This window comes from Shewanella sp. 492, from assembly GCF_059338445.1.
This window is the reverse complement of the sequence record NZ_CM181702.1, coordinates 1,156,520-1,174,527: the sequence shown is the minus strand read 5'-3', so window position 1 is coordinate 1,174,527 and position 18,008 is coordinate 1,156,520. Positions and strand designations below refer to the sequence as shown.

Below are 18,008 nucleotides of genomic sequence, written 5' to 3'. Positions count from 1 at the left end.
ACATGTTTTTACCGCGTATTGCCGCGCTGTCATAGATGCGATACCACAATAAACAAGGGCAGTTAAGGGCTCTTACCAACACGGTATATGACTCTATTATGCGCAGTGGATTTATACACAAAACACTAGCGCTGAGTATCACAGCGCAACGCTTCACCAGATTCGTCTGGGTACTCAACCCATTGCAAATTGATGACATGCCATCTCAAACCATAAACAGGTTCTAGCGGTGGCCTTATGACAGACAACTAGATTCACGGGGGACATTAATGCGACATCTTTTGTTGATTCTTAGCTGCTTATTATTACTGACTGCCTGTCAGCCAAGCGCTGTGGACGCAACAAAAGTGCCAACGCCAGTGGAAGTGAAAACCCAACTCAATGTTGGCACCCTTTATGGCGCACAGATATACGTCACTACGGGCCAAGGCACCGCAGGCTTTGATTATGAGATGGCTGAACGCTTTGCCCAGCATTTAGGCTTAACGCTCAATATGCAACCTTATGCCACTATTGCCGAACTCTATAGTGCGTTGCAACAAGGGGAAATTGATCTCATTGCGGCGGGCTTAACCGATACTCTGCAGCGCCGCGAGCTATTTAGGATCGGGCCGCCACTGTATTATGTCAATCAAGTCTTGGTGTTCAAACAAGGGGAAAGATATCCAGAGGATATCAGTCAGCTTGATGACAATATTAATGTGATCACCGATTCTTCGTTTATTGAAACTTTAGCCGACTTACAGAAGCTCTACCCCGAACTGGTGTGGGATCAACACAGCGATAAGGACAGCGAAGAACTATTGGCGATGATCGCTCGCGATGAAATTCGCTACACAATTGCTGACTCGACAACGTTCGAGATCAATCGCCGCTATATGCCAGAACTCAGGGCAGGCCCAGTGCTGCGGGAAGAGCAAGCCATTGTCTGGCTACTGCCAGCCAATAACAGCGATATGTTAATGAGCCAACTGCTGAGCTTTTGGCATGAGCAGCAGCGCCTTGGCACCCTAGATCATTTAAATGAAAAGTATTTTGCCCACGTCAAGCGATTCGATTATGTCGATACTCGCGCGTTTTTACGCGCCATCGACACTAAGCTGCCTAAATACCAGAAACAATTTCAACAATACGCAGGCAATATCGATTGGCGTAAGCTCGCGGCAACGGCTTACCAAGAGTCGCACTGGAATCCCAATGCTCGTTCTCCCACTGGCGTGCGCGGGTTAATGATGCTCACCTTGCCGACCGCTAAACAGGTAGGGATCAGCAACCGCTTAGACCCAGAGCAAAGCATTAAAGGCGGCGCTAAATACCTTAACGATATTCTGGAGCGACTCCCTGAGTCTATACCGGAAAATCAACGTATGTGGTTTGCCCTCGCCTCGTACAATATTGGCTATGGGCATGTGGAAGATGCGCGTAAATTAGCCGAGTCAATGGGGCTTAATCCCAGTGCTTGGCGCGATGTGAAACAAGTGCTTCCCTTGTTGCAAAAACGCAAATATTATAAGCAGACACGCTATGGTTATGCTCGTGGTAGCGAGGCTGTCCATTATGTTGATAATATCCGTCGTTACTATGATACGTTGGTGTGGATAGACAATCAGAACCAGCAACTCCAAGATAGCTTTGCGGATAATGCTCAGCAGACAGCCGATAAGACCCAGATAGAAACCGAGCCCGAGACAACCCCAAGCTTAGGTGCCGCTCCAGCGCAATAAGTAAGGGGCATTATGCTGTCACAATAGCGCGTCATCATCGGCAGCAAAGGCTGCATTCAGCATCAAAAGGAGCTTAACGATGAAAAGAAAATCTTTAAACAACTTAACGTCTCGACGTCGAGCACAGATAAAAGTTAAACATCAGAAAACGCTCAACCGTCAAAAGAAGTTTTTCACTTTTATCAGACAAAACAGCGAAAGTTGTATCGATTAACACCAACAAGGGCTTACTCAGTAAGCCCTTGTTGTTTTGCAGCCAGCTTTAACGCCTTTTTCTCTTGCCTGCGACGACGAAAAAAAGCACTCAGCTGGGTCGCGCATTCATCGGCTAGCACCCCAGAGGTAACCTCTAGCTGATGATTAAACGCATTAAAACGCAATAAGTCTAACACGCTACCTGCCGCGCCAGTTTTAGGATCGGCCGCGCCAAATACCACTCGCGACACCCTGGCATGCACCATCGCCGCGGCGCACATAGCACAAGGCTCTAACGTCACATACAAAGTAGTATCGAGCAGGCGATAATTTTCAACGACCTGACCCGCTGCTCGAATGCACAACATCTCCGCATGGGCGCTGGCATCATGCTGACCGATATTAAGATTAAAACCTTCGGCAAGGATTTTACCCTCTTTAACCAACACCGCCCCCACAGGCACCTCGCCCGCAGCTTCAGCCTTTGCGGCTAACGCCAGTGCATGGCGCATAAACTGGATATCTTGCTCTTGTTGAGCGTTTTTCGCTATCTGAGACAAGTCACTTTCTCCCCCAATTACAACCCTATACCAATAGTTTATCCCAAAGCCACTCATGATGGTTGCAGCTTATTCACGGCTCACCAATTAACCCAGATTAAAAGGCATCACATTGACATAAGTTCCTAATCGATACGCTAGATAATCAACTAGGTGATCGCTGGCGATGGCTAGCCACACCAATATTGATTGGCCAGTCGGCGCCCATAAAAAAGGGGCATATTGCTATGCCCCTCTGTTTAGTTGAGTGCTAGGAAACTATTCCCACTCAATCGTCGCAGGTGGCTTACCAGAAATATCGTAAACCACACGAGAAATACCGTCGATCTCGTTGATAATGCGATTTGATACGCGACCTAAGAAATCATAAGGTAGGTGCGCCCAATGAGCGGTCATAAAGTCGATAGTTTCAACCGCACGTAGTGATACCACCCAATCATATTTACGGCCATCACCCATAACGCCTACAGAGCGTACCGGTAAGAATACGGTAAAGGCTTGGCTGACTTTGTTGTATAGGTCGGCTTTATGCAACTCTTCGATGAAAATCGCATCGGCGCGGCGCAACAGGTCACAGTACTCTTTTTTCACTTCGCCCAGTACACGTACACCAAGACCTGGGCCTGGGAACGGATGACGATACAACATGTTGTAAGGTAGGCCTAATTCGAGACCAATCTTACGTACTTCATCTTTAAACAGCTCACGTAGCGGTTCGACTAAGCCCATCTCCATATCATCTGGCAAACCGCCAACGTTATGGTGCGACTTAATCACATGCGCCTTACCCGTTGCACTACCGGCTGATTCAATCACATCAGGATAGATGGTGCCTTGTGCTAACCACTTAGCATTAGCGCATTTTTTCGACTCTTCATCGAAAATATCCACAAACACTTTACCGATAATTTTACGCTTAGCTTCTGGCTCAGCTTCGCTGGCAAGGGCGTCAAGGAACCGGTTTTCAGCATCGACATGCACTATGTTGAGTCCGAAGTGGTCGCCAAACATCTCGAGTACTTGTTCAGCTTCATTCAAACGCAGCAGGCCGTTATCCACAAATACACAGGTCAACTTTTTGCCAATAGCGCGGTGCAGCAACATAGCAACGACTGACGAGTCAACACCACCAGACAAGCCTAAGATCACTTCGTCATCGCCAATTTGCTGCTTTAAGCGAGCAATGGCGTCTTCGATAATCGAGGCAGGTTTCCAGTTGGCTTCACACTGACAAATCTCCAGCGCGAAATGCTCTAGCATGCGCTTACCTTGACGAGTGTGCGTCACTTCAGGGTGAAACTGCACCCCGTAAAATTGCTTGTCCTCGTTCGCCATGGCAGCAAATGGACAGGTATCGGTTTTAGCAACAGTAACAAAACCCTCAGGGATTGCAGACACTTTGTCACCGTGGCTCATCCAAACGTCCAGCAGAGCCTTACCTGTATCGCTCACCGCATCTTCGATGCTCTTAAAGAGCTTAGATGGGTTTTGCACCTCTATTTGGGCATAACCAAATTCACCTTCACCTATGCCTTTAATCACTTTACCGCCCAGCTGCTCAGACATGGTTTGCATGCCATAGCAAATGCCTAATACTGGCACGCCAGCATTAAACACATATTCAGGTGCTCGTGGTGAGTTAGCTTCGGTGACACTTTCAGGGCCACCCGCCAGGATAATACCGTTAGGGGCAAACTCTTTGATTTGTGCCTCAGACACATCCCAAGCCCAAAGCTCACAGTAAACACCGATTTCACGAATTCGGCGGGCAATCAATTGAGTGTACTGAGATCCAAAATCTAAAATGAGGATCTTATGATCATGAATGTTGCTCATGGTTTACCTTAATATCTTTTAAATTTATCGCGTGGCCGAAAAACATCTCGGCAGATCAAATGAATCAACGGCAAGGCATAGTGATGCCCTGCCTGAATGCCACTTTTTATGAACCGCTACGGTAGTTAGGCGCTTCTTTACTGATGGTCACATCGTGTACATGGGACTCGCCCATACCTGCCGAGGTCACTTTAACGAATTCGGCTTTTTCGCTGAGGTCTTTAATGGTTGGACAACCGGTTAAGCCCATGCATGAACGTAGGCCACCCATGTGCTGATGGATGATCTCTTTAAGCTTACCTTTGTAAGGTACGCGACCTTCGATCCCCTCAGGTACCAGCTTGTCAGCGGCATTGTCACTTTGGAAATAACGGTCTGATGAGCCTTGTGTCATGGCGCCTAGAGAGCCCATTCCACGGTATGATTTATAGGCACGGCCATTGTAAAGTTCGGTTTCACCCGGCGCTTCTTCAGTACCGGCAAACATAGAGCCTGCCATGATGCATGATGCGCCAGCGGCTAAGGCTTTGGCTAAATCGCCAGAGAAACGAATACCACCATCGGCAATCACAGGAATATCTAGGTGCTTAACGGCTGCAGCGGCGTCAGATACGGCGGTAATTTGCGGCACACCAACACCCGTTACGATGCGTGTGGTGCAGATAGAACCAGGGCCAATACCCACTTTAACGGCGTTAACGCCAGCATCAACCAAGGCCAAAGCGCCTTCGGCTGTGGCCACATTGCCACCAACAATTTGCAGCTCTGGATATTTGGCACGGGTATCACGAATACGTTGTAAAACCCCTTCTGAATGACCATGAGATGAGTCAATCAAGAGCACATCAATACCGGCCTTAACCAAGGCATCAACACGCTCTTCATTACCAGGGCCGGCACCAACTGCGGCGCCCACACGTAAACGACCAAACTCATCCTTACAGGCATTGGGTTTACGCTCAGCTTTTTGGAAGTCTTTAACTGTGATAAGGCCTTTCAGTCTAAATTCGCTGTCGACCACTAACACTTTCTCAACGCGGTGAGCATGCATCAGTTTTTGCACTTCATCGAGCTTAGTGCCTTCAGGAACAGTCACTAAGCGTTCTTTAGGGGTCATCACCTTATCAACGGTGCGGCTCCAGTCTGTGATAAAGCGAACGTCACGACCAGTGATAATACCCACTAATTCGTGTGCATCATTCACCACAGGGTAACCCGCAAAACCATTCTTTTCCGTTAATACTTTAAGCTGCTCAAGTGTCGTAGTTGGCGTAACCGTCACAGGTTGCTGAACGATACCGGCCTCATAAATCTTAACCTGACGAACTTGCTCGGCTTGCTGCTCGATACTCATATTTTTATGAATAAAGCCCAAACCGCCCTCTTGCGCCATCGCAATAGCAAGACGCGCTTCAGTCACGGTATCCATGGCTGCAGAGACAATAGGCACATTGAGTTCAATTTTTTGAGTTAAGCGAGTTTTTAGAATGGCTGTATTAGGGAGTACAGTAGAGTGCGCTGGCACCAGTAAAACATCATCAAAGGTTAGCGCTTCTTTTTTTAAACGTAGCATGGCAACATCTCCCCACGAGGGTTAAATAAGAGGTAAAATATTGCGGCGAGATTATACCTTGCATCTTGACCTTGGTAAATGGAAAATAGCAAAAAAGTCGCCTTAGAATGAAAATGTCTATGAAAATGCCAAAAAATAATGTTTACACCGTTACACGCCTTAACGGTGAAGTGCGGCAGCTTCTCGAAAGTGAGTTAGGCAGAGTATGGCTCGAAGCCGAAATATCAAACTTTTCAGCCCCCAGCTCAGGCCATTGGTATTTAACCTTAAAAGACAATCAGGCCCAGATCCGCTCGGCGATGTTTAAAGGTAAAAACCGTAGCGTCACCTTTCGGCCAGCCAATGGCCAACAAGTACTAGTCAAAGGCTCGATTAGCGTTTATGAACCTAGAGGGGACTACCAACTCATTATCGACTCTATGCTACCGGCCGGCGATGGCTTGTTAGCCCAGCAGTATGAAGCGTTAAAAATGAAACTGGCTGGCGAGGGGCTATTTGCCGTGGACACCAAACGCCCCCTCCCCAGCCACATTCAGCGCATTGGGATTATTACCTCACCGACAGGCGCCGCCATAAGGGATGTGCTGCATGTGTTAAAGCGCCGCGATCCGTCCATTGAGGTGATCATCTATCCCAGTGCCGTGCAAGGTGAACACGCCGACAAGTCGCTGTGCCATGCCATTATGCAGGCCAACGATCGCAACGAAGTCGATGTCCTACTGTTGACTCGTGGTGGCGGATCATTAGAAGATCTCTGGTGTTTTAACAGCGAAGCGTTAGCCCATACCATCTACAATAGCGCCTTGCCCATCGTCTCAGCCGTAGGTCATGAAGTCGACACCACCATTAGCGACTATGTTGCCGACCTGCGCGCACCGACCCCGTCAGCGGCCGCAGAGTTACTGTCGAATGATGCCATAAGTAAACGCGACAAACTCAACGTCGCCATGAATCGCCTGCGTCAAGGATGGCAGCATTACCGCTTGACCCAGCAACAACGCTTTAGCCAGTTAGAACACAAATTACATCGCCAAGATCCTAAGCGGCGCTTACAGCAATATGAACAACGTTTCGATGAGATACAGCTAAGGCTCGAGTCTGCTATCAATGCTAGGCTTTCAAGCTTAACAATGCACAGCCAAGGGTTGGCCCACCGTTTAGCCCAGCAATCCCCCCGCAATCGCTTACAGCTTGAGCAGAGTCGCTTGAATTACCTCAACCAAAAGCTCAATAAAGCGCTGCAAACTCAGCTTAGTGATGCCAATAAAGCACTCGTCTACGCCGCTCATCAACTTGAGACAGTCAGCCCTCTGGCCACCTTAAGCCGCGGCTACAGTATTACCCTTGATGCAAAAGGAGGCGTGGTACACAAGGTGGACGATGTGAGCGTTGGCGATAGGTTAACCACTAAGCTTGTCGATGGCGAAGTGCAATCGACCGTGTTATGACTGCCGGCTAGATTAGCCTAAATAAACTCAGCTGAATTTGCCCCCAGTAGGTAGGCCTTCAAATGCTGGTGTTGGTATTGTTATATTTTAACATTTGGTGGTGTTGGATCTTACATCGTCAAAAAGGGCATTAGCGTTAAAACCACAGCAAAAGCCAATAACACTTTATGCCAAGTAGGCAATTTACCAACCGCCTTTTATCCAAAATATCTATGGATACACTCATCACTTTAAATACTCAATAACTAGATTATTAGCACATACGGCCTTGGCCAAGTCATTCGTCATCCAGGTCTATCAAACTAAACAGTAAAAATAAAAATCATCTAAATTCAGACACTTAATGTAGACACTTAACCCGCAATCAACAAAAAAGGCCAGCGATAGTCGCTGGCCTTTAGTGACATTAATCTAAGTGATTAGATTACTTTTTACTGTCTTTAATATGCGTCATCATACGCTTACGGCGACGCTCTTGGCTAACAGTGAGCTTCTTACTGTTCATGCCTTCAAACGGGTTACCGCCCTCTTGGAAGCGCACCTGAATTGGCGTGCCCATTACTTTGAGTGAACGACGGAAGTAGTTCATCATAAAGCGTTTGTATGAGTCTGGTAGCTTCTTCACCTGATTACCGTGAATAACCACAATCGGTGGGTTGTAACCCCCAGCATGCGCATATTTAAGCTTAACGCGGCGGCCGTTAACCAAAGGTGGCTGATGATCATCTTGCGCCATCTGCATGATACGAGTCAGCATAGAGGTACTAACGCGGCGCGTTGCACTCTCGTAAGCTTCTTGTACCGATTCAAATAGATGGCCTACACCTGTGCCATGCAGCGCTGAGATAAAGTGGATACGGGCAAAGTCAATAAAGCCAAGACGACGGTCAAGCTCGCTCTTAACTCTGTCTTTCACATCTTGGTCGATACCATCCCACTTATTTACCGCAATAACCAGCGCTCGTCCTGCGTTTAACGCAAAACCTAATAGCCCTAAGTCTTGCTCGGCAATGCCTTCACGGGCGTCCACAATCAGCAATACCACGTTGGCATCTTCAACCGCTTTCAAGGTTTTGATAACCGAGAACTTCTCGACAGTTTCATGCACCTTGCTGCGACGACGCACACCTGCGGTGTCAATGATCACATATTCTTGGCCGTCGCGCTCCAGCGGTATGTAGATACTGTCGCGCGTGGTGCCTGGCTCGTCATAAACCACAACGCGCTCTTCACCCAAAATACGGTTGGTTAACGTTGACTTACCGACGTTAGGTTTACCGATAATCGCCAGCTTAATGGGTAAATCCTGCAGGCGTTTTTGCTCGGCTTCCGCTTCTTCTTCGGTGTATTCACGCTCATCCTCAGGCGCTTCTTCATCAGTATCACGAGTAAGACCCATAGCTTCTGCATAAGGAGCGAGTGCGTACTCAATCATGTTGGTGACGCCGCGTCCCTGTGAAGCCGCCATTTGGTACACTTCGCCTAAGCCTAGCGCCCAAAACTCAGCACAAGCTGAGTCAGCATCGATACCATCGACTTTATTGGCCACAACAAAGGTGGTTTTTTGGCGGCGACGTAAATGCTCTGCAATCACCTGATCGGCGGCGGTTAAACCAGCGCGCGCATCGGTTAAAAACAGGACCACATCGGCTTCTTCAATCGCTGCTAACGACTGCTCTGCCATGCGGGTTTCAATACCCTCTTCGGTGCCGTCGATACCACCAGTGTCAACCACGATAAACTCGTAGCCAGACAGGTGAGCACGGCCGTACTTACGATCCCGAGTCAGTCCAGGGTAGTCTGCTACCAAGGCATCTCTGGTGCGCGTAAGACGATTGAACAGGGTCGACTTACCTACGTTTGGTCGGCCAACAAGGGCCACAACTGGAATCATTTTCTTGCCTCTAATCTACACATTTTTGAACATCTAAAATAAAAAGCCCCCAGAACTAACGTCCAGGGGCTTCATAAACTGTAAAGCTCGCCTTATGGAAGCGTTATTCTAGCAACCTTGCCGCCACGCGTCTGTAGATAGATTTTATCATCTATTACTAGCGGCTGGCTAAATAAACCTGAACTATCCACTTCAACACGGCCGACTATTTTACCACTGGTGCGATCGATAAAGTGTAAGTAACCTTCATAATCACCCACGACGATATAATCTTGGTATACCGCTGGCGAGGTCAAATCACGATTGGTCAGCTCACTGTTACTCCAGTTTTCCAAACCATTGCGCTTATCGACGGCATAAATACGGCTATGATCATCGACCAAATAGAGATTTAACCCTGCTGAGTCTAGCTCATTAAAGCTGGAGTATTTACGGCTCCATACGATACGACCACTGCGCAACTCCATCGAGACTAAATTACCGTTATAGCTGACTGCATAGAGGTTTTCACCACTGATCAGTGGCTTCATGTCCACGTCAGCCATACGGGTAAATTCATTACCGCCTTTTGGGGTATAAATAGCTTGTTCCCATGCAGCTTGACCATTGTCTTTAATCACCACGGCAATCTTGCCATCGGCAGTTCCCACAAAGAAGCCGCCAGCTTCATAGGTGGCCGAACCAGTACCACGCAGGGTTAATGTAGGCAACTTGCTTTTGTACACCCACAGCAGTTCGCCATCATCGACATTGTACGCTTCGAGGGTGCCAGAACTGGTGTTAACCACCACCGCATCGTCGCCAACGGTAGGCGCTGATAATAACTCTCCACCAGCGACCACATCCCAAACCATCTCACCGGTTTCGGCGTCTAGGGCGGCAAAGAAACCGCTTTCACCGCCAACAAAAACTTTGTTTCTGGCAGCAGTAACGCCAGCACCTAAACGGGCACCGTGGTTTTTCGCTAATGGGCGATCTCGAAATGAGGCGCTGATATCGACAGTCCATACTGTTTCACCAGTAGCTTCATCAAAGGCTGAAATTTGCCCATAACGATCAACCGCATACAACTTACCGTAACGAACCGCTGGACGCAGATCGGAATAGAAATCACCCACGCCACTACCGATATTGGTACTCCAGCTTACTTCTGGAAATACGCTAGCCTCAATTTCTGGCAGTGGACTAACGGGTTCCTCTTCGACATCATTTGAAGAGCAAGCGGTGAGCATGCTAATGCTCAGACCACAAGCGAGTAACGTTTTGCACCAAGACTTCATGGGCAGCATCCTTATGCCTTGTTCAGGTTATCAAGCTTCATCTGAAGCGCTGGGCTAGTGGTCGTGCCGCCATTATCGATAGCTGACTGATAGGCACTCTTAGCCTTATCGGCTTCGCCCTGACGCACTAAGAAATCACCTTTTAGCTCGTCACGTTGTACCGCAAACGCAGGCGCTGACACTTGCTCTAGTGTCGCGATAGCCGTGGCAAATTGACCTTGTTCGGCCTGCACACGGGCAAGACGCAAAGTGGCAATGGCTACTAAGCCTTCATCAGCCTGAGTCGCAACCACTTGCTTTAACGATTGCTCGGCTTTATCTAAGTCGCCCGCTTCAACCGCGGCCTTAGCCACAATGAGTTCTAACAAGGCTTGATAGCCAGTTTGTCCTTCATGCTCTTTAGCAAAACTTTCTGCAGCAGCGAGCATGCTGGTATCTGAGGTAACCGAGGCGGTAACGGTTTGGAACGCTTCAGAGGCAGCCTGTGACTGCGCCACTTGATAATCTGAATAGTAGTTCCAACCATATAGACCGCCTAGGCCGACAACGGCGCCGATAACGATCGAGCTGCCATAATCTTTCCAAAACTGTTTGATAGCATCGACTTGTTGTTCTTCTGTGCTATAAATTTCCACGTTCAACTCCCCTTAAATGAGTTCTGCAATGTAAGTTGCTAACGCATCACGTGCAACTAATTGTTGTTCTTTATCTTCACGCAGATATTTGACGGCCACTTGGCCATTAGCCAGTTCATTCTCGCCAATCAAGATAGCCACTGTTGCTCCGCTTTTATCGGCGCGCTTCATCTGTTTCTTAAAGTTACCGCCACCACAATGGCTCATCACTTTAAGCCCTGGGATATCGCGTAGTTGTTGAGCAATCTTAATGGCTTCAACGCGGCAGTTGTCACCCATCGCCGTGACATACACATCCACAGGACCACGGACATCATCGGTTAGCTCAAGGGTTTCTAGCATCAATACGATACGCTCAAGCCCCATAGCAAACCCGACAGCAGGCGTATCTTTGCCGCCTAACTGACCAACGAGGCCATCATAACGGCCACCGGCAAGAACAGTACCCTGAGCGCCTAGACTGTCTGTAACCCACTCAAATACCGTGCGATTATAATAATCTAAACCACGGACTAAGCGAGGGTTAATCGTGTATTGGATACCAACGGCGTCAAGTAGTTCACATAAATGTGAAAAATGCGCTTTAGTCTCTTCACCTAGGTAATCCATCAATTCTGGCGCGTTAACCAGTAAGGCTTGTACCTCAGGGTTTTTAGTGTCCAATACCCGCAGTGGATTACTGTACATACGGCGCTGGCTATCTTCGTCCAGTTGCTCTTTGTATTGCTCAAGAAAGGCAATAAGCGCATCGCGATACACCGCGCGCTCTGCAGGATCGCCAAGGGTATTAAGCTCAAGCTTGACATGTTCGCTAATGCCCAACTTTTGCCATAGACGCGCCGACATCATTAACACTTCGGCGTCTACATCGGCAGAGCCTATGCCATACACTTCGACACCAAACTGATTGAACTGGCGATAACGTCCTTTTTGCGGACGTTCATGACGAAACATAGGGCCCATATACCATAAACGTTGCTCTTGGTTATACAGTAAACCATGCTCGTTACCGGCACGTACGGTAGATGCCGTGCCTTCAGGGCGCAGCGTAAGATAATCACCGTTGCGATCGGCAAAGGTGTACATCTCTTTTTCAACAATATCCGTTACTTCGCCGATAGAACGTTTGAAAAGATCGGTACTTTCAACAATTGGCGTTCGAATTTCGCTATATCCATAGGCAGCCACGGTATCGCGTAACACTGCTTCTAGTTTTTGCCATAAAGGGCTTTGGGTTGGCAGAATGTCATTCATTCCGCGTATCGCTTGGATCTGTTTGGCCACTGTTCAACTCGTCCGAAATTAGCTGTAAAAATAAAAAAGCGCCTCGCATTATAGGCGCATCATACATAAACGCAAAACTGGCGACCAGCGCCAGTGAGCTAGGCCACAGTGACGAACATTGCCGTGACTATGACACCATAAAAATTAGGATTATTTGCTGATATCACTCGCTGGAATACGTGCATTAACCGCCGCCACTTTAGCGCGAATTTTTGCTTCAAGCTGATCGACAATATGTTCATTATCGAAACGCTCTTTTTGACGCACACCATCGGCATAATAGCCACTCTTACGATGACCGCCTGTCAGACCGATATCAGACACCAGCGCCTCACCGGGTCCATTGACCACACACCCAATGATAGATACATCCATTGGGGTAACCACATCTTCGAGGCGTTGCTCGAGTGCATTAACCGTGGCAATCACATCGAACTCTTGGCGAGAACAGGATGGGCAGGCGATAAAGTTAATCCCGCGAGAACGAATACGCAGTGACTTTAAAATATCAAAGCCAACTTTAATCTCTTCAACAGGATCTGCTGCTAGTGAAATACGCAGGGTATCACCTATGCCTTCAGCCAGTAACATGCCTAAACCAACGGCAGACTTTACCGAGCCCGCGCGGGCACCACCGGCTTCGGTAATGCCAAGGTGCAGTGGTTGTTTAATCTGCTTAGCCAGTAAACGGTAAGACTCGACGGCTAGAAACACATCGGACGCCTTAACGCTGACCTTAAACTGATCAAAATTCAGACGATCGAGAATATCCACATGCCGCATGGCTGACTCAAGCAGCGCCTCTGGTGTGGGCTCTTTGTACTTGTCCATTAAATCTTTCTCTAATGAACCGCCATTCACACCGATGCGAATAGGAATATTCTTGTCTCTAGCACATTCAACCACGCTACGAATACGCTCTTCATTACCAATGTTACCTGGGTTAATACGCAAGCAGTCAACGCCGTATTCGGCCACTTTAAGAGCGATACGATAATCAAAATGAATGTCGGCGATAAGCGGGATATTGGTCTGCTGTTTAATCAGCTTGAAGGCTTCGGCTGCATCCATAGTCGGCACAGAAACACGTACCAGATCGGCGCCGACTTTTTCTAGGGCACGAATTTGAGCCACTGTTGCATCAACATCGGTAGTGCGAGTATTGGTCATCGACTGCACAGCAATAGGTGCGCCATCACCGATAGGAACATCGCCCACATAAATACGTGTCGATGGGCGTCTAATGATTGGGGACTCGTTGTACATCTTAATTTACTCTTCTACTTCAAAGATTGGCTGAGCTGGTTAATGTCAATCTGGCCACACGCCCCTTGGGGTACTGAGCTAAATCGACATTTTCGCCATTGAGACTTAATGTCAGCGATTGCGGTGCCCCTAATATAACCTTAAAAGGCTCCTGCCCAAAGACATTCAGTTGGCTGCCCGCCTTCTTTAAGCCATTGACTAAGATTTGGCCTTTGGCGTCAGTGACCTTAATCCAGCAATCATCGCTTAAGCTCATCGCTACAGCCGAAGTCGATTGGCTCACTTGGCGATTAGAGCTGCTCTCTTGTTGGCTCTCGCCATGAGTGGCTGTGCCACTAGTAGTTTGGCTGGGTGCTTCAGCATCAACCATAGTCTCTGTATCTGCTTCACTCACTACACGTCCATCATCTGGGGTGATTGCAGTGTCTGCAGGCGCATTAGCGCTTGGCACTAATGGCTCAAGCGGCGTGCTAGCAGAGGGGGCAGATGTATCGAGCGAAATATCAGCCACTTCTTCTGCCGTCAGCGGCGACAAATCCACAGCCGTCATATCTGACTTTTGAACCCACCAGACCACCAGTAACGCCAATAAGGCAAAGATAATAAAGTAAGTGACCATCATCAGACGACCGTCTCGGGCCTGACGGGTGGTTTTGCGTGAAAAGCTCTGCATCGTTGGAGCATTAATCACAGGGAAATAATGCGCTAAGCCAGCGTCAAGCGCTGGCTTATCTAGGCCAACGATACGGGCATAGTTTTTTATGTAACCCTTGGCATAAGTTACTGAAGCGATATTATCAAAATTGTCGGCTTCAATATCACTGACAATCGTGGGCCGCAGGTGCAGTAAATCGGCTACGTGTGCCACACTTAAACCCTGCTTCTCTCGCGCCTGTTTTAATAGTTCGCCAAGCTTTGGGGCTGGATGGAGGGTTTTATCGTCATCGCCGTTAAGCATATCGATTTTATCATCAGTCATTAGTACATACTTTCTCGATACTGCTTAGCCTCATCGGAGGTAGGAAATTTAGCCAATAATAAAATACCAAATTTCTTCACCGCTTCCGTATTGTTGAGGCCTTGCTCTATTTTAATTCCCAACGCTAAACTTTGAGCAGACTCTGACACAACTCGATGATAACGAGCTAAGCCCTCTTTAGCCTCTTGATAGCGACCGAGCTCAAGATCTATCTCGCTCAGTTCTAATAATGAAGTTGCACGGCGAGGATCGTAATTAAGCGCCATGCCAAAGTAGCGTTGTGCTTTTTGTAAGTCACCCGACTCACGGCTACAGATACCTAAATTTTCATAGCTGGCCGCTGAGCGAGTGTATTTGGGCATTTTGACCGCTTTAAGGAACATTTGTTCAGCTTGGTCATATTTTTTCTGCTGACATAAGAATACCCCGAAGTTATTCATCGAGTCGCCCGTTGCATCACTCGCATTAATCGCTTTGCGATAGGCTTTTTCAGTCAGCTCAATTTCACCAACCGACTGATAATAGTAGGCTAGCGCTACGTGGACATCTTCGAGATTTGGAGCGAATTCTAATGCTTTATCAAGATTATACTTGGCTTGTTCGCTGTTGCCCTTTTGTAGATAGGTCAATCCCAGCTGAACTCGCTGGCGCGCAGCTGAAACATTATCAAAGGTGCGCTCAGTAACGGGCACGTCGGTGCCGCTGTAGGTTCGTTCGGTCACACAACCTGACATCATTAAGGATGTCAGGCTAATCAATAACACCATTTTTGGCTTTTTGAGCATGATTCGCAAGCCTATACTATTAGCAGATACAATAAGTTAGTTTATTGTGACTGAAATCTGACTATCTTGCATGCGTTTTTTCGCTAAACGTTTAGTTCTGTCTCGAATATCACCGGCTAACTGCCCACAAGCTGCGTCAATATCATCGCCGCGAGTCTTACGCACAATAACAGTCAAGCCATATTCCATCAACACCTTAGAGAATCGATCGATACGTGAGTTTGACGAGCGGCCATAAGGCGAACCGGGATACGGATTAAATGGGATCAAATTGATTTTACACGGAGTGTCCTTCATCAATTTGGCCAATTCATGGGCTTGCTCAGTGCTGTCATTAATGTGATCAAGCATCACATACTCAACCGTCACTCGGCCACGGTTGGCGTTTGATTTAGCTAAATAACGACGAATGGCCGCTAAAAAGTCTTCCAAAGGATACTTTTTATTGACAGGAACCAGCACATCACGCAGCTCATCGTTAGGCGCATGAATACTGACCGCAAGTGCCACATCTAAATTGTCGCCAAGAATATCTAATGCAGGCACCACACCAGAGGTAGATACCGTAACGCGGCGCTTCGATAAACTAAAGCCAAAATCATCAAGCATGATATCGATAGCTGGCATGACGTTTTTCAGGTTAAGCAACGGCTCGCCCATTCCCATCATCACTACGTTAGAGATAGGTCGATCGCCCGTTTCTTTTTGAAAACCAAGAAAATGCGATACACGCCACACTTGACCAACAATTTCTGACACCGTTAGGTTACGGTTAAACCCTTGCTGCGCGGTTGAGCAGAAGGTACATTCAAGCGCACAACCCACTTGTGATGATACACATAAGGTTGCACGGTCTTCTTCAGGAATATAAACCGTTTCAACTTCTTGGCCGTTACCTACGTTGATGGCAAACTTAATCGTGCCGTCAGCAGATTTTTGGTAGCTAGAGATCTCAGGTGCAACAATGACACAGCGCTCGGCAAGCTTGCCACGCAACACCTTATTGATGTTGGTCATCTCTTCGAAATCACTTACGCCAAAATGATAAATCCACTTCATCAATTGATCGGCACGAAACGGCTTTTCGCCCATCTCGGAAAACAGTGCTCTTAACCCTTTACGGTCAAGATCCAATAAATTGATCTTTTTCTCACTCATTTTGACTAACCTCAACACCAAATACCTGCCACAGGGCGGCGAATTATACAGACACCAACAAATTTTAGCCAGCAACGAAATAGACTATGATATTATTGCCGCTGAGCTAATATTGGCTTGTTACTCGGAGTTTTTTTACCCCTACTATGATAACCCTTATTGTGATTATCTTGGTCGCTATTGGAGTCTCGTTTCTCTGTAGCGTATTTGAAGCAGTACTTTTATCTGTTACCCCTAGCTACATTGCTAATTTAAAAGAAACTAACCCTGCTGCGGCTGAGCGTTTACGCCAGCAAAAGGCCAACGTGGAATCGCCACTGGTGTCGATCCTCACGCTTAACACCATAGCACACACTGTGGGTGCGGCAGTGGCGGGCGCGCAAGCGGCAAAAGTTTTTGGCGATGAGATGTTAGGTATATTTTCTGGTGTACTGACTTTCTTAATTCTGTTCTTTTCAGAAATTATTCCGAAAACATTAGGTGCAAACTATTGGCGCCGATTGGCACCAACGGTATCGCTATCACTCGTCTGGATGGAGCGCCTCACCAAGCCATTAATCTGGATGTCGCAACAGGTCACTCAGTTATTGGGGAAAGGTGATGACGGTGCTTACATCCGCCAAGAGCTCAGTGCCATGGCCAAAATCGGTCATGAGTCAGGCGAACTTGACGAGCAAGAGTCCAAAATTTTAACCCAGATGTTATCGGTTAAAGAGATGCCTGTTACTGCGATCATGACGCCCAGAACGGTGATGTTCAGCTTAGATGGCCATATGACCCAACAAGACTTTGCAAAAAGGCATCAAAAAAGTCCGTTCACTCGCATCCCAATATACGAAGATGATCGTGATAACATCATAGGTTACATCAACCGTAACGCGATATTGCTGTCGGAACGTAACACGCCCGACGCCCCGATTTCGGCGCTTAAGCGTAACTTGCTGATCGTCCCTGAAACAGCAAAAATATTGCCATTATTTGAATTGATGATTAAGCGAAGCACTAAAATTGCTATGGTTGTCGACGAATACGGCAGTAACCAAGGTTTGGTGACTTTAGAAGACATTATCGAGTCGCTACTGGGGCTTGAAATCGTTGACAGCAATGACCCTGTCACCGATATGCAGCAACTGGCTCGTAAGTTATGGAAACGTCGAATGACCCATAAAGGCATCCGTATATCAGATGAAGGAGCCTTCGATGATGATGCCAGTAACGACCATATTGGCGACGATAAACAACAAGATATTGTCATCAAATAAGCGTAACCGACATCAATAGGTATAATGCCAAGTCGTTACGTCACACGGTATTATTAAAGGGAAGCTTCGGCTTCCCTTTTTCATTTTAGCCTGGTGCGTTATAATCCGCCTCTGAAACAAGAGGCCTAC

General features: G+C 47.6%; 14 protein-coding genes. 3 read left to right on the top strand and 11 right to left on the bottom strand.

Annotation, left to right across the window (positions count from 1 at the left end; genetic code table 11):
• Positions 1 to 269 precede the first annotated feature (269 nt).
• Positions 270 to 1,724, top strand: a complete 1,455-nt coding sequence (gene mltF, locus AC5YBX_RS05210; protein ID WP_494524474.1) for a membrane-bound lytic murein transglycosylase MltF — start codon at positions 270 to 272, stop codon at positions 1,722 to 1,724.
• 227 nt (positions 1,725 to 1,951) lie between these two features.
• Here mltF and tadA read toward each other — a convergent pair whose 3' ends face one another.
• From tadA to guaB, 3 genes are all read right to left on the bottom strand, one after another.
• Entirely contained in the window at positions 1,952 to 2,479 is a 528-nt protein-coding gene (gene tadA / locus AC5YBX_RS05205; RefSeq protein WP_494519695.1) for a tRNA adenosine(34) deaminase TadA, read from the bottom strand.
• A gap of 258 nt (positions 2,480 to 2,737) precedes the next feature.
• Positions 2,738 to 4,315: a glutamine-hydrolyzing GMP synthase gene (guaA, locus tag AC5YBX_RS05200; protein ID WP_494519696.1), complete on the bottom strand. Its 1,578-nt coding sequence runs from the start codon at positions 4,313 to 4,315 to the stop codon at positions 2,738 to 2,740.
• 106 nt (positions 4,316 to 4,421) lie between these two features.
• Complete coding sequence (gene guaB / locus AC5YBX_RS05195; protein ID WP_494519697.1) at positions 4,422 to 5,888, bottom strand: IMP dehydrogenase; 1,467 nt, start codon at positions 5,886 to 5,888, stop codon at positions 4,422 to 4,424.
• Between the two features lie 119 nt (positions 5,889 to 6,007).
• Between guaB and xseA the strand changes: the two genes are divergently transcribed.
• On the top strand, positions 6,008 to 7,336 hold the full coding sequence (gene xseA / locus AC5YBX_RS05190) for an exodeoxyribonuclease VII large subunit (protein WP_494519698.1): 1,329 nt from the start codon (positions 6,008 to 6,010) through the stop codon (positions 7,334 to 7,336).
• A gap of 424 nt (positions 7,337 to 7,760) precedes the next feature.
• Here xseA and der read toward each other — a convergent pair whose 3' ends face one another.
• From der to rlmN, 8 genes are all read right to left on the bottom strand, one after another.
• Positions 7,761 to 9,230, bottom strand: a complete 1,470-nt coding sequence (der, locus tag AC5YBX_RS05185) for a ribosome biogenesis GTPase Der (RefSeq protein WP_494524473.1) — start codon at positions 9,228 to 9,230, stop codon at positions 7,761 to 7,763.
• A gap of 92 nt (positions 9,231 to 9,322) precedes the next feature.
• Positions 9,323 to 10,510, bottom strand: coding sequence for an outer membrane protein assembly factor BamB (gene bamB, locus AC5YBX_RS05180; protein ID WP_494519699.1), 1,188 nt, complete (start codon positions 10,508 to 10,510; stop codon positions 9,323 to 9,325).
• A gap of 11 nt (positions 10,511 to 10,521) precedes the next feature.
• Positions 10,522 to 11,145 carry a tetratricopeptide repeat protein gene (locus tag AC5YBX_RS05175; protein ID WP_494519700.1) on the bottom strand — a complete coding sequence of 208 codons (624 nt, stop codon included), beginning with the start codon at positions 11,143 to 11,145 and terminating at the stop codon, positions 10,522 to 10,524.
• Between the two features lie 12 nt (positions 11,146 to 11,157).
• A complete protein-coding gene (gene hisS, locus AC5YBX_RS05170; RefSeq protein WP_494524472.1) occupies positions 11,158 to 12,429 on the bottom strand; it encodes a histidine--tRNA ligase in 1,272 nt (423 codons plus the stop codon).
• Between the two features lie 150 nt (positions 12,430 to 12,579).
• Positions 12,580 to 13,695, bottom strand: a complete 1,116-nt coding sequence (ispG, locus tag AC5YBX_RS05165) for a flavodoxin-dependent (E)-4-hydroxy-3-methylbut-2-enyl-diphosphate synthase (RefSeq protein WP_119977447.1) — start codon at positions 13,693 to 13,695, stop codon at positions 12,580 to 12,582.
• A 19-nt stretch (positions 13,696 to 13,714) separates the two neighbouring features.
• Positions 13,715 to 14,674 carry a RodZ domain-containing protein gene (locus AC5YBX_RS05160; RefSeq protein ID WP_494519702.1) on the bottom strand — a complete coding sequence of 320 codons (960 nt, stop codon included), beginning with the start codon at positions 14,672 to 14,674 and terminating at the stop codon, positions 13,715 to 13,717.
• Complete coding sequence (gene pilW / locus AC5YBX_RS05155; protein WP_494519703.1) at positions 14,674 to 15,459, bottom strand: type IV pilus biogenesis/stability protein PilW; 786 nt, start codon at positions 15,457 to 15,459, stop codon at positions 14,674 to 14,676. Before pilW ends, AC5YBX_RS05160 begins: the two co-directional genes overlap by 1 nt.
• A 36-nt stretch (positions 15,460 to 15,495) precedes the next feature.
• Positions 15,496 to 16,617: a dual-specificity RNA methyltransferase RlmN gene (gene rlmN, locus AC5YBX_RS05150; protein WP_494519704.1), complete on the bottom strand. Its 1,122-nt coding sequence runs from the start codon at positions 16,615 to 16,617 to the stop codon at positions 15,496 to 15,498.
• Between the two features lie 146 nt (positions 16,618 to 16,763).
• On the opposite strand from rlmN, the gene AC5YBX_RS05145 reads away from it, so the two are divergent.
• Positions 16,764 to 17,879 (top strand): CNNM domain-containing protein, encoded by a 1,116-nt coding sequence (locus AC5YBX_RS05145; RefSeq protein ID WP_494519705.1) that lies wholly within the window; start codon positions 16,764 to 16,766, stop codon positions 17,877 to 17,879.
• Positions 17,880 to 18,008: the final 129 nt, after the last annotated feature.